At 33.1% G+C, this 13,335-nt stretch carries 10 protein-coding genes; 1 reads left to right on the top strand and 9 read right to left on the bottom strand.

The annotated features are described in order from the left end of the window. Positions 1–86: 86 nt before the first annotated feature. The 6 genes from CPHY_RS04585 to CPHY_RS04560 all read right to left on the bottom strand — a co-directional run bounded on the left by CPHY_RS04585 (position 87) and on the right by CPHY_RS04560 (position 8,160). A complete protein-coding gene (locus CPHY_RS04585; protein WP_012198887.1) occupies positions 87–1,967 on the bottom strand; it encodes an ABC transporter ATP-binding protein in 1,881 nt (626 codons plus the stop codon). Next, positions 1,964–4,231: an ABC transporter ATP-binding protein gene (locus CPHY_RS04580; protein WP_012198886.1), complete on the bottom strand. Its 2,268-nt coding sequence runs from the start codon at positions 4,229–4,231 to the stop codon at positions 1,964–1,966. Before CPHY_RS04580 ends, CPHY_RS04585 begins: the two co-directional genes overlap by 4 nt. A gap of 2 nt (positions 4,232–4,233) precedes the next feature. Then, the gene (locus CPHY_RS04575) at positions 4,234–4,683 is read right to left on the bottom strand and encodes a MarR family winged helix-turn-helix transcriptional regulator (protein ID WP_012198885.1); all 450 of its coding nucleotides are present in this window, start codon (positions 4,681–4,683) and stop codon (positions 4,234–4,236) included. 278 nt (positions 4,684–4,961) lie between these two features. After that, a complete protein-coding gene (locus CPHY_RS04570; protein ID WP_012198884.1) occupies positions 4,962–6,680 on the bottom strand; it encodes a sensor histidine kinase in 1,719 nt (572 codons plus the stop codon). Positions 6,681–6,695: 15 nt separating this feature from the next. Beyond that, the gene (locus CPHY_RS04565; RefSeq protein ID WP_012198883.1) at positions 6,696–7,388 is read right to left on the bottom strand and encodes a hypothetical protein; all 693 of its coding nucleotides are present in this window, start codon (positions 7,386–7,388) and stop codon (positions 6,696–6,698) included. Positions 7,389–7,509: 121 nt separating this feature from the next. Continuing rightward, positions 7,510–8,160, bottom strand: coding sequence for a response regulator transcription factor (locus tag CPHY_RS04560; protein ID WP_012198882.1), 651 nt, complete (start codon positions 8,158–8,160; stop codon positions 7,510–7,512). A gap of 712 nt (positions 8,161–8,872) precedes the next feature. Between CPHY_RS04560 and CPHY_RS04555 the strand changes: the two genes are divergently transcribed. Next, entirely contained in the window at positions 8,873–10,159 is a 1,287-nt protein-coding gene (locus CPHY_RS04555; protein ID WP_012198881.1) for an immunoglobulin-like domain-containing protein, read from the top strand. A 130-nt stretch (positions 10,160–10,289) separates the two neighbouring features. Here the strand turns inward: CPHY_RS04555 and CPHY_RS04550 are convergent, their stop codons facing one another. The 3 genes from CPHY_RS04550 to CPHY_RS04540 all read right to left on the bottom strand — a co-directional run bounded on the left by CPHY_RS04550 (position 10,290) and on the right by CPHY_RS04540 (position 12,784). After that, positions 10,290–11,033, bottom strand: coding sequence for an amino acid ABC transporter ATP-binding protein (locus CPHY_RS04550; protein ID WP_012198880.1), 744 nt, complete (start codon positions 11,031–11,033; stop codon positions 10,290–10,292). After that, on the bottom strand, positions 11,023–11,712 hold the full coding sequence (locus tag CPHY_RS04545; protein WP_041703981.1) for an amino acid ABC transporter permease: 690 nt from the start codon (positions 11,710–11,712) through the stop codon (positions 11,023–11,025). The genes CPHY_RS04550 and CPHY_RS04545 overlap by 11 nt, the downstream gene beginning before the upstream one ends. Before the next feature lie 283 nt (positions 11,713–11,995). Beyond that, positions 11,996–12,784 carry a transporter substrate-binding domain-containing protein gene (locus tag CPHY_RS04540; RefSeq protein ID WP_012198878.1) on the bottom strand — a complete coding sequence of 263 codons (789 nt, stop codon included), beginning with the start codon at positions 12,782–12,784 and terminating at the stop codon, positions 11,996–11,998. Positions 12,785–13,335: the final 551 nt, after the last annotated feature.

Raw genomic sequence — 13,335 nt, 5'->3', positions numbered from 1 at the left:
TTTCGTTCGTAATAAAAAATGGAGCTCTTGCTCCATAGATAAATTCTTATCTATTTTGCAAAAGCTCCTTGTTATAATTATATCATTTATGCCGGTAACTTCTCAAACTGGCTGTTATATAGATTTGCATAGAAACCGCCAAGTTTCATAAGTTCATCATGATTACCCTGCTCAACAATATCGCCATCCTTCATACAAAGGATAATATCTGCATTTCGAATCGTTGAGAGACGGTGAGCTATGATAAAGCTAGTTCTACCCTTCATTAAGTTATCCATAGCCTTTTGAATCAATACTTCTGTTCTGGTATCAACAGAGCTTGTGGCTTCATCTAAAATAAGAATCTTAGAATCTGCAAGTATAGCTCTTGCTATAGTTAATAGCTGTTTCTGACCTTGTGATATATTGCTTGCCTCTTCGTTTAAAACCATCTGGTAACCATCTGGTAAAGTACGAACAAAGTGGTCAACCTGTGCAGCTTTCGCTGCTTTTATTACTTCTTCATCTGTTGCATCTAACTTACCATATCGGATGTTATCCATAATGGTTCCGTTATATAACCAAGTATCCTGAAGAACCATACCGAACTCCGTACGAAGATCAGACCGAGAGAAGTCTTTGGTATTATAACCATCTACATAGATATCACCACTATTAATATCATGGAACCTCATCAGCAACTTAACCAGCGTTGTTTTACCAGCACCTGTTGGACCAACAATCGCAACCTTCTGTCCTGCTTTAACCTTCACAGAGAAATCTTTAATAACTATTTGATCAGTATCCTCATAACCAAAGCGTACATGATCAAAGGTTACATCACCCTTTAGATCAATATCGTCCATAGTAACTTTTACTACATCTTTGCTTTCTTCGTTTTCATCTAAGAATTCAAATACACGCTCTGCAGCTGCTACCATCTGTTGAATTTGATTTGAAATGTTAGCAATCTGTGAGATTGGCTGAGTAAAGGAACGAACATATTGGATAAATGCTTGAATTCCACCAATTGTCATGGTTCCACCTGCTGCCATCGATGCACCAACAATACATATTAATACATAGCCAAGATTACCTACGAAATTCATGATTGGCATCATTAATCCTGAAAGGAAGTTTGATTTCCAAGCACTCTCATAAAGCTTTTCGTTTTCTTGGTCAAACTTTTCAAGAGATTTTTCTTCTCCATTAAATGCTTTTACTACCAAGTGTCCACCATACATCTCTTCAATATGTCCATTGACACGTCCAAGGTATTTTTGCTGACCTTTAAAATATTTTTGAGATTTCTTTACTACCCCTATAATCAGTAGTACAGAAAGTGGCAAGATTAATACCGCTATGATGGTTAGTTTCCAACTGATAGAGAGCATCATAATTAATACACCTAAAACAGAGGTAACTGAGGTAATTAATTGGGTAATACTTTGATTTAAGGTCATGTTTAAGGTATCTACATCGTTTGTAATTCTTGATAATACTTCTCCATGACTGGTCTTGTTATAATAGCTAAATGGCAGCTTATTCATCTTCTTCATGATAGCATTTCTAAGATTATAAGCTATATTTGTGGATACTCCAGACATTAAATGCCCTTGCATATAAGAGAATATGGCACTTATTACATAAAGAAATACTAACCACAACATGATAGTCGCTATATAGGAAAAATCAATTTCTCCACCTTTTCCAGTGATTTTCCCCATGATACCACTCGTTAATTCATCGGTTGCTTTTGCTAATATCTTTGGTCCTACAATTGTAAATACCGTGGAGATAGCTGCAAACACAATAACAACGAAAATTTGTATACGAAACGGTGCTAGATATGACATTAACTTTTTTAAACTACCCTTAAAGTTCTTTGCCTTCTCACCACCCATTCCCATGCCGCCCATCGGACCACCACCCATTGGTCCTCTCTGGCGCTGCGGTACCTTAGGAGTTACGTTTGATTCTTGACTCATGCTAATTCCTCCTTTGATAACTGGCTTTCCGCAATTTCTTGATACTCTTTACAATTAGCCAAAAGCTCTTTGTGTGTACCAATACCAACTACTTTACCTTCATCTAACACAATAATTTGTTCTGCAGTCATAATTGTACTAACACGCTGTGCAACAATTAATACGGTAGCATCAGATGTGAATTTCTTTAAAGCAGCACGAAGTGCGGAATCTGTCTTAAAGTCTAATGCTGAAAAACTATCGTCGAAGATATAAATTGGTGGTTTCTTCACTAATGCTCTTGCAATGGATAAACGCTGTTTCTGTCCACCACTAACATTGGTACCACCTTGTGCAATTGAGGTTTTTAATCCTTCTTCTGTAGAATCAACAAAATCCTTCGCCTGAGCAACCTCAATTGCTTTTTCTATTTCTGATATTTCGGCATGATCTTTACCGTAACGAATATTAGATTCAATATCACCAGTAAATAAAACACCCTTTTGCGGAACATATCCTATTAAATCTCTAAGTTCTTCTTGTTTTAAATCTCGAATGTCAACACCATCGATTTCAATACTTCCTTTTGTAACATCATAAAATCTAGGAACTAAGTTAATCAGTGTTGATTTACCAGAACCAGTAGAACCGATAAATGCTGTTGTTTCTCCTGGTTTCGCAGTAAAATTAATATTCTCTAATACATCTGACTCTGCGTTATTATAACGGAAGGATACATCACGGAATACAACCCTACCCTTAACATTGGTTCCGTTTTTCTTCGCGTCTTCCACTAAACTAACTGTATTCTTTTTATCGTTTATCTCAAGTTTAGTATCCAATACTTCTCGAATACGAACTGCAGAAACAGAAGCTCTTGGTACCATAATAAACATCATTGCTATCATTAAAAATGCCATGATGATTTGCATTGCATACTGCATAAATGCTAACATATCACCAATCTGTAAAGTAGAATCTGCAATTGCATGACTACCACTCCACACAATAACTAAGGTGACACAGTTCATTATAAGCATCATAGCTGGCATCATAAATGCCATTGTTCTTTGCACAAAACGATTTGTTTTACTTAACTCACTATTTGCTTTTTCAAAACGATTTTCTTCATAACCTTCATTACCAAAGGCACGAATTACCATCATACCACCTAAGTTCTCACGGCTAACCAAGTTAAGTCGGTCAATTAATTTTTGTAATGATTTAAACTTCGGTAATGCAATGGAGAAGATAATTGCAATGAGACCAAGTAAAATAATAACAGCCACTGCTATAATCCAGCTTAAGGATACAGATTTATTAACTGCAAAGATAATACCACCGATACCCATGATTGGTGCATAGCACATCATTCGTACACCCATACCAATTAGCATCTGAACTTGCTGTATATCGTTTGTAGTTCTAGTAATCAAAGATGCTGTTGAGAATTTATCATACTCGGCACTTGAAAAACTCTCTACCTTAGAAAAGACATCTCTTCTCATACGTTGTGCCACTCTAGCAGACATTCTAGAAGCTAAAAATCCAACTGCAATTGCAGCAACAACACCAGCAAATGTAATAGCAAGCATTTTTAAACCAGTAACTATAATATAAGTTCTTTGAATATGATTGAGATTCATACCAAGTTCTTCATAAAACATTTTTGTAAATAAAACACCCATCTGAGCATGAAGAAAAGAATCACTATCCGAAGCAGTCTGTATAAATGTTCCCACAGCTTCTTTTGGCATAGCCTGAATCATAGGAAGAAGCTCATAAAGCTTATCTGTTGTCATTCCAGCAAAATTTTCTTTTGCATTATCTGAAGTGGTCGCTTCATTCGTCTGTCCATCCTGTTGTTCCATCTGCTTTTGAATCATGGTTACAAATGCTAAAGCAGCCTTACCATAACTAGTTTCTATTGGTTCTAATTCTTCTTTACTTAAACTCTTTCTTACATATATGGATTCTTGATTTAATAGCTCATAATCTTTACGATATTTGCTTGCATCTTCGGAATCCTTATCGATGAGTTGATAAGCGTTAAGAAATTGTTGTTTGTTATCCTCTGTCATAAAGGTTGTGATAAAGGTCATTCCATTTTCACTAATTGCCTTTGGTGCTGGTTCTTCAACACCACCATTTTGTATACCATTCGTTACAATTTCACTCATTAGGGTTGGTAAGCTTAAGTCACTCATCGCTTGCCCAAATAATAGCACAATACAAAGAACCACAATCCCTGCAAAGGGTTTTAGGTATCTCATTATTAATTTCATGCTTATTCCTCCTTGTCATTTTCCATATCATCTACTGCTTTCGCAATTTTAAACATTACCCTTCGCACAGTCTTTATCTCTTCTTCCGTCAATGATTCACCAAGCTGACGATGAAATTTTTTCATCGTACGCCCTACCTCCTGTGCAATATTCTTTCCCTCCTCACTTAAAATAAGCTTATATTTTAAAACTCCAGCACTAGTATAGTCTCTAAAAACATATCCTTTTTCTTCTAGAACATTTACAGCTCTGGAGGTGTTCGCCTTATCCACACATAGTTTTTCACAAAGTTCTTTGAATGTCAAACCATCTGGTTGATCCAACAATATCACAAGATACATGGCATGAATACTAGAAAGTCCATAAGGTTTTAAGGCCTCTTGTTGTCTCCTTTGCGCCATTTTTTTAACCTTATCAAACCAGATGAAGTTTTCTGACTTATGATCATACATAATAATCCTCCTAACATCCCTATATAAACAAGAAAAAGCATACTTTGAAAACTTTTTCTTTCATGAATAAAGAGTGCAATCGATAAAAACATTATATTTTCAGAAGCGTGAAAAATTTCCTAAGTAGAATATTTTATTTAATAAACGCTATATTCTGAGAATTAAAAATGTTGACTGCTCAACAGATTGCTATTCTAGCACCATTTTGTTGAGCCGTCAACAGATTTTTTTCTAATTTTATATTTTTTTTAGATTACCTTAGTATTTACAAGTTTAATTTATTTATCCGCTCTTATGATGGGAATTTCTAAATGAATATGGAACCCCTTCTCTCCATCCGAACCAAACTCAAAGGAACCACCAAGTTTCTTTACTCTTCCCTCCATACCGCTTAAACCATAACCTACTTTTACTTGATTACAACCCTTTCCATCATCAATTATGTAGATTTCAAGAAATTTTTGATAGTATCGCAGAATGAGATGAACAGTTTTCGCATCTCCATGCTTAATCGCATTTGTTACAGCTTCTTGACATATTCGAATAACAGCTTCATTTTGTGCTGAGTTAAGCTCATATGGTCTACCTTGTGTTGTTATCTCTAATTGCATTTTTAATTTGCTTAAATTTTTAATTGCTTTAATTAAGCTTGTCTGCTGAAAATCAAACTCATTCCCTTGAATTGAATTTTTTAAATCTTGCACACTTTCCGATAATAACTCCTCAAGCATTGCAAGTTTTTCAATTGCATCTTCCCTACACCCGTCTCTTACAGCTAGCTCGGTGGTACATAGAGCAACCGTTAAACTATGCCCTAATATATCGTGAACATTTTGAGCAACTGCTGCCTTTGCACTTGTTGAAACTAAATCTTTCTTCGCCTTGATAGATTCCTTTAGGTTCTGGTTCATGATTGCTAAATATTTATTATTTTTCTCTAGTTCTAGCATCGTATCAACCGTATCAGTGATATCTTCCACATAAATCAAATACCTATTCGATTTTGACCGATACTTTTTCACTACAAGCTTACTATCTTTATAGGATAATAGATATTCGTCTGATAATTCGGATAATAAAAATACTTTCAATTGTTCCTTCTCTTTAGGTTCTATCTCTAGCAAACTATCTACGAAGTAGGAGATGTTACAAATTCCATCCTTCATTACGGGAAACATTTGTACAAATAATTCATTCGGAGTATTTATGACTCCTTTCTTATTCATAAAGGCAATACCCCGCGGAAACTTTTGATATAAAACCTGATAAGATACCGGATTTATATCTAAAAACTGAAAACCAAGTGTTGGCAGAATAATAAGAAAGAAGGCTAAACAGATTTTTAAAACTAAACCATCTATTTTCAAAAAGCTAAGCTTTGGCAAAATCCCTACTGTCTGCAACCAAAATAAGAACATAAAAAATACTGAAATTGCTGCTGTTATGTGTAATATAATTTGAATCTTTTTATTTCTTCTACAAAAAATACGAATGTGCATCGCGCAAATCAATATAAAGATGGAGGCTATAATATAAACATGATGTATCACGGATGAAAAGTAATAAAACATTCCACGTTTTTCATGATCGATATCTAGCGAAATAAAAAACATATGATGAATTGGGTTTGTAAGTACAATGATAAGACCTAGGATAGGTAAAATAGCAGCAACCCACTGGGCTTTTCTAGCCATTTCTTCTCCACCATAAAAATTTAAGGAGAATATAAAAAGTGAATATTGAAACCCAAAATAACCAATATATTGTATTATGATAACTAACCAGATTAAAGAATTTTCAGTAACAACGAGTCTGCAAGCTTTAGCAATCATCCAAAAAAATAACGAAGCTAAAAAGAAATAAAACTTATCACGAATTATGGATTTTGAAACTTTAAAGGAGATATAGATAGTATAGCAAAATAATAGCAAGATAGAGAATAATAAGAATAAAATCGTATGATACTTTTCCTGTGAATACTGTGCGAAAAGCAGCATTGCATCTCTCCTTTCTTACACCTTTAAATTTACCACAGACGTTCTCACTTCCAAAATTATTTTACGAATCTCTTCAGCAAGATTATTTAATTGTAATTGCCACGTCTTCTCATCAAAATTCTCATCCTCACGTAGCTCATGGACCTGATTCATCACATCTTCTACTCTTACTAATATAGAATTTTGGATTGTTTGGAGTAATTGAAGGCGCGCTCTCTCTTCCTCTAATGTATTTATAATCTGTAATTGCTTTTTATACAATTCAATGGATTGAAATAATGTATCGTTTTGCTTTTGTAATTCTAATTGTTTTTCGTTCGTAGTTTCATGTATAATAACATTCGTATATAATAGCAGATCTTTTATATTATTGACAAAAAAAATCGTAACTAAGTACGCTCTACCTTCTAATAAGCATTCAAAAGTTACTTCATCCTTTCGTTTCTTTATATTTGTTAAAATTTCTTCACGTTCTCCATGTGTTTGATTATGAAGCAGATAAAAAATTATGTCATACAATTTAAAATCCTTATACTGATATATTTTCTTTCCCTTTGAATTTGCTTCTATGATTTCATCCTTAGAATTAAATAAAAAAAAACCTTCCTCAAGCGAAATAAAAATGCTTCTCAAATCACTTGGCATGGTAAGATTAGAAGATAATTGCGTGAACAAATAAAATAGACCTTTTTTACGCCGTAAAGCCATGATAATAATATCTCTCCTCTCTAAGAGTAAAAAAAAAGTTGTAAATAACTTTCTCTTTTATTTAGATCTAAATCATATATCAGATGCTATTAATCTTTAGCATCAGAAGCTTCACCTGCTTTTAAATAACGCTGCTTTGTAATGCAAATATAGCCAGTTGTGTTCTGTCTTTCGTTCCTGTCATCTCTAACATTCGTGATATTCTATTTTTCACCGTTCCCTCGGAGTAACAAATCTCAGAAGCTATCTCACTATTACTCTTTCCCCTAGTCAATAGTTTTAAAACATCCAAATCAGTGGAATCAAATTCTAATTCTTTCGTGCTTAAGGAAATCTTTTTATATTCATTACTACTTCTCTGCATTTGAAGCAATATATATTCTTTAATACTGTCATGTACAACAAACAGTCCATCATAAACAGACTGTATCATATGTATTAAAACATCAGGTTTAATATCCTTTAGTATATAACCATCCGCCCCGTAAGCTAGAGCTGGATAGATAAATTTCTCTTCTTCAAATGTAGTTAGCATGATACATTTTATCTTTGGAAACCGTTCCTTTATTTTAGAAAGAGCATGAATGCCATCCATATTGGGCATTTTAATATCTAATAATATGACATCTGGATTCGTCTCTTCACAAAGTTTAATCACATCTCTTCCGTCACCAAGACTTCCAGTAACTACAAAGCTCTCTTCTTGAGACAATACCTTGGCAAGCATTTCTCTTAATAGACTTTGATCCTCAACTATTGCTATTCTAATCAATTTAATTCACCCCTTAAGTAATCCAAGCAATAGAAGCCTAGGATTAACTAGGTTCTTGCAACTTTTACATCCTTATGCTCTGATAGTACTATATAATGAAATTTTACTACATAATCTCGTAATAATAAAGTACGCTTCACGAATTATTCCTTGAATGTATAAAAATAAAATTATTATCAAAATATTAAGTATCAATATTTACTTTTTTATTATTATATATTAAATTTAGCACATTTTATAATCTAGGTCAATAAGACTATACATGCATAAAAAATAGTTAATCTTTAATATATATTGCATAACAAAATCCAAAAAAAATATGCAGTTCAAGATCTATCTTATCTTTATAGATAAAAAATGCCTGTCATATCATTCTATATGCGATTATGATAAACCTTCGGTTAAGGGGGCGAATTGTTTATCATAACTTTATATAGAATGTTATACCAGACACTCTTTTGTATTACAAAGTCACGACATAATGCGACTAGAAATACCAAGTTAATTACTTAATATGACATAATTCTACCATGTTGACGTTCTTACTTCCAGTGCCACATGACTAACAGAAAATGACTTTTGGCTATTAATATTAATCGACTAGTAATTTTTACATAAAATAACTTATCTTTGACACATCTATGTCATTGTTTTGTCAATTATTTACAATATGATTAATTTCAAGCTAGAATTATAATTTAGGAGGTATGACATGAAACAAAAGAAATTACTTAAGAATTTATTCATTCTTTTTCTTACTATACTGATTAGTATCCCACACAATACCGTCTATGCAAGCAGTCTAACCACTAGTAAGTTTGATGTAGCTACTGACACAGCCTATAAACTAGAACTAGATTATCAACAATTAAACCCAATTTTTAGTGCGAATGATAATACTAATTCCGTTACTTCCTCAATTACTCTCCCAACTGTATGTATGAATCAATCCACTGTAATCTGGTATTCCGATAATGAAGCAATCATTAGTTCCAACGGTAAAGTTACAAGGCCAACTGGATCAGACACTATAGTAACCTTAACAGCAATCTTAATCAACAACAATCAAACAAGGGTTAAGCAATTTTATGTACTTGTAAAAGGTACTCAAATTATCGTACCCAACTTAACTGGCATTAGTGATAACTATGTAGTTACAGAGAATGAAAAAGTATATTTAAGTGGTATGATATATGCAACTTCAAAATTAACAAATGTCACCGTACAGCTTTTTAAAAACAATAACAAAGTTATTTCTGAAACCAAGGTGAATCCGCAAGCAACCAGTTTTAATTTAAATAGTATATCTTTTGATCCGAACTATTTAAATTTAACGAAAGGTACTTATCAAATAAAGATTTTCGTAGCATCAGAAAATTACTTCGATACTTCTACTCCACTAAAAGTATGTACTTTAACGGTAACCAAAGATAAGAAAGATTTATTGGATGACGAGCGCGATATACTCTCCATTATCTTCTCAAATAATGATAAATCAAGTAGTGTTATTTCAAATATTATACTTCCTGTATTAGGAAAATATGGATGTACTATAACATGGCAATCCTCTCATCCATCCATCATCAACTCTCAAGGAATTGTTACAAGGCCGTTATATGATACGAAAGTAAAGTTAACAGCTACTTTATCGTTCTTTGGGATTAGTGTTAAGAAAACATTTAATCTTGAAGTCCTCGGAACTTATGTTAAGAATACGATAACTATAAAACAATCAGAAAATGTTATTAATAATAAAAATACAATCTCGTTAAACTGGAATTCTAATCTTCGCGGTCACGATTTAAAATCAGTTCGGCAGACGACAATTCAAATTTTCACCTATGGTACCAATGATCTTCGTTTTGAAATGACTGCAGATACTACTCTAACTTCCTGTACCACAAGGTTGGACCCAGGGGTTTATACGGTACGAATTACTTATAATTCCTCTTCATATAAGACATTGGCTTCGGGAGAAACAACGATCATTATGAAATAATGTTACTTAATAATTACATCGTAGTTACCTCATAATTTGAAACTATTCTAAGTAGAAAGCACCCAGCTAAGAATTTATTCTTAATTGGGTGCTTCTCTGTGCGCCCAGCATGAGCGCTATCTATATATTATTATAATACTTTCGACAAGAAATCCTTTAATCGTTGATTCTGAGGATTACCGAAAAATTCAGCTGGACTATTTTGTTCCTGAACAACACCTTGGTCAATAAACATTACACGGTCAGCCACTTCTTTCGCAAATCCCATCTCGTGAGTAACAACAACCATGGTCATGCCTTCTCTGCCAAGTTCCTTCATAATATCAAGAACTTCACCAACCATTTCAGGATCTAATGCTGAAGTTGGTTCATCGAATAGCATTACCTCAGGATCCATTGCGAGTGCTCTAACGATTGCAATTCTTTGTTTTTGTCCACCGGATAGTTGGGATGGATATGCATCTGCACGATGAGCTAAACCAACTCTATCCAAAAGTTCAAGTGCTTTTTTCTTAGCCTCTTCTTCACTTTTCCCTTGAAGTTTCATAGGCGCAATCATAAGGTTCTTTAAAATTGTCATATGAGGGAAGAGATTAAAGTGTTGGAATACCATTCCCATTCTTTGGCGATGCTTGTTGATATCTGTTGCTTTATCTGTAATGTCTACCCCTTCAAAGAATATCTTACCTTCCGTAGGAACTTCTAATAAATTTAAGGATCTTAAAAAGGTAGATTTACCAGAACCAGATGGCCCAACAATGACAACTACCTCACCTTTTCTTATCTCTTCATTGATACCATTTAATGCATATACTTTATTGTATGCCTTATGAAGGTTCTCAACTTTAATTATTACTTGTGCATCAGTGGTCACTGTTTCTCAACCTCCTCTCCAAATAATTAACTAGTTTCGTAAAGATAATAACTAATGTCAAATAAATTAATGCGACTGCTATGAGTGGCATAAAAGCGTCATAAGTACGACCACGAATAATATCTCCAGCTTTCGTTAAATCTTCTAATGCTATAAAACCACAAACAGAAGTTTCCTTTAACAAAACGATAAACTCATTACCGAGTGCAGGTAAGATATTCTTAATTGCCTGAGGTAAAATAATCAATCGCATAGTCTGATTATAATTAAATCCAAGACTTCTACCTGCTTCGAACTGTCCTTCATCCACTGACATAATACCAGAACGAACAATTTCTGACACATACGCACCGGAGTTAAGTCCAAATGCTAACACCGCTACAAATATTTTATTTATGTTAACTGAACCAAATATAACAAAATAAATAATCAATAATTGTACAACTACCGGTGTACCACGAATTACTGTAATATAGATATTACATAAAAAGTTTAATACTCTTAACTTACCAGTTTTTGAATAAGTAGAACGAATTATCGCTATGATAAAACCAAGTAATGCACCAATCATTACAGCAAAAAATGTAATTACTAATGTTGTAATTAATCCCCTTACGAGGTACATATAACGGTTATCTTCTATAAAATTCGATACAAACCGCTGATAAAACTCTTCCATTTTTATCTGAATACTCAAACCGTAACCCCCTTATAAATAATAAATTATCTAATATACCAAGTGTTTCTCGCCTAAACAAGAAATATTACAAACTTTTCCGTGAATCACGTAAAGAAACGTTCTGATTAGCGGACGTTTCTTTACATTCCTAACACTATATTATGCCCTTATATTTTATGCCTTATATTTTATGCCTTATATTTTATGCCTTATATTTTATGCCTTATATTTTATGCCCAATTTTAAGCCTTATACTTATTCCTTATATTTTATGTCCTTAGGATTATTCTTTTACGATGATTACTTGACGTCCCGTATAATAGCTATCAGAAAAATCAATAGACTGTCTACGGTCTTCCGTATCAGTTAGACCTGCCACACCAATATCAGATTTACCAGTAGTAATATTTGCAATAATAGAATCAAACGCCATATCTTCTACCTTTAGATCCATACCTAAAATATCTGCAATTGCCTGTGCCATATCTACGTCAAGTCCAACAACTGAGTTACCTTCAATAGATTCATATGGAGGAAATTCTGCATTCGTAGCCATAACTAAGGTTCCATTAGGGCGTTCTACATCTTTCTTAACGTATGGAGAAGATCCTTCTACATTACCAATATAATAATCTATTATTCCTTGTAATGTTCCATCTTCTTTAATCTGTGCAATAGCTGCGTTGATTTTATCTTTTAGTTCAGTATTACCTTTGGCGATACCAATTGCATAGTCTTCTGAGGTATATTCTTCATCAATAATCTTTAATCCTTTGTTCTTCTCAACAAATACCTTCGCTGGTTGATCATCAATAACTACTGCATCAATCTTACCTTGGATTAAAGATTGAACTGCCTCAAATCCTTTATTATAATGTTCCACAGTTTTAACTCCAAGCTCTTTGTCATCCGTAACTAAAATATCTCCTGTGGTACCTGTCTGAACACCAACTGTAGTTCCTTTTAAATCAGCAATTACATTAATCTTAACATTGCTTTTTGTACTACATCCTGCAAGTGATGCCATCATCACTCCCGCTAATACAACGGCCATAACTTTTTTTAACTTCATAATAAATTCCTCCTCTTATATAATATGAACGTTTATTATAAATTTTATTTTTTCTAAATTTTTCCGCTTATCTTAGTTTGCAATACGAATTATAACACCTCTTTTATAAAAATGCAACATTTATTTATAATTATTAGTTATTTTTAATTATAATTTTTAAATATACATTAAATTTTTTAAAGTTTAATCACGTTTTACCATGTTTATATGGTTCTAATCGTATTTTTTGACTGTTAATAATAAATTATATTTATACATACTTGTCTAATTTTTATACACCAAATTAAAAATATTATACATTGAATAGATTTTTATTCATTAAATTTAGCTATTATATAAACCGACTCCTTTCTTTTACTTCATCACATATTCGACTTTACTGCATAAATTAATAGAAAAAGGAATTATTAAATATGTCTTGTTGTTGTTTATTAGGTTTAGCCTTGGCTGCTAGTTGCAGAGGCCGTTGTCGCAGAAGATGTCGTATTGTAGATTTCCATTTTGATAGAGATCGTGATAGGGACCGTGATAGGGATAGGGATCGTGATAGA

The organism is Lachnoclostridium phytofermentans ISDg, from assembly GCF_000018685.1.
Classification (GTDB): domain Bacteria; phylum Bacillota; class Clostridia; order Lachnospirales; family Lachnospiraceae; genus Lachnoclostridium; species Lachnoclostridium phytofermentans.
Note: the sequence above shows the minus strand (reverse complement) of the source record. Positions and strands in the feature narration are given on the sequence as shown.

Excerpts from the sequence above, each read along its gene's own strand:
- CPHY_RS04585 (WP_012198887.1), bottom strand. The coding sequence starts at position 1,967 with ATGAGTCAAGAATCAAACGTAACTCCTAAGGTACCGCAGCGCCAGAGA.
- CPHY_RS04580 (WP_012198886.1), bottom strand. The coding sequence starts at position 4,231 with ATGAAATTAATAATGAGATACCTAAAACCCTTTGCAGGGATTGTGGTT.
- CPHY_RS04575 (WP_012198885.1), bottom strand. The coding sequence starts at position 4,683 with ATGTATGATCATAAGTCAGAAAACTTCATCTGGTTTGATAAGGTTAAA.
- CPHY_RS04570 (WP_012198884.1), bottom strand. The coding sequence starts at position 6,680 with ATGCTGCTTTTCGCACAGTATTCACAGGAAAAGTATCATACGATTTTA.
- CPHY_RS04565 (WP_012198883.1), bottom strand. The coding sequence starts at position 7,388 with ATGGCTTTACGGCGTAAAAAAGGTCTATTTTATTTGTTCACGCAATTA.
- CPHY_RS04555 (WP_012198881.1), top strand. The coding sequence starts at position 8,873 with ATGAAACAAAAGAAATTACTTAAGAATTTATTCATTCTTTTTCTTACT.
- CPHY_RS04545 (WP_041703981.1), bottom strand. The coding sequence starts at position 11,712 with ATGGAAGAGTTTTATCAGCGGTTTGTATCGAATTTTATAGAAGATAAC.
- CPHY_RS04540 (WP_012198878.1), bottom strand. The coding sequence starts at position 12,784 with ATGAAGTTAAAAAAAGTTATGGCCGTTGTATTAGCGGGAGTGATGATG.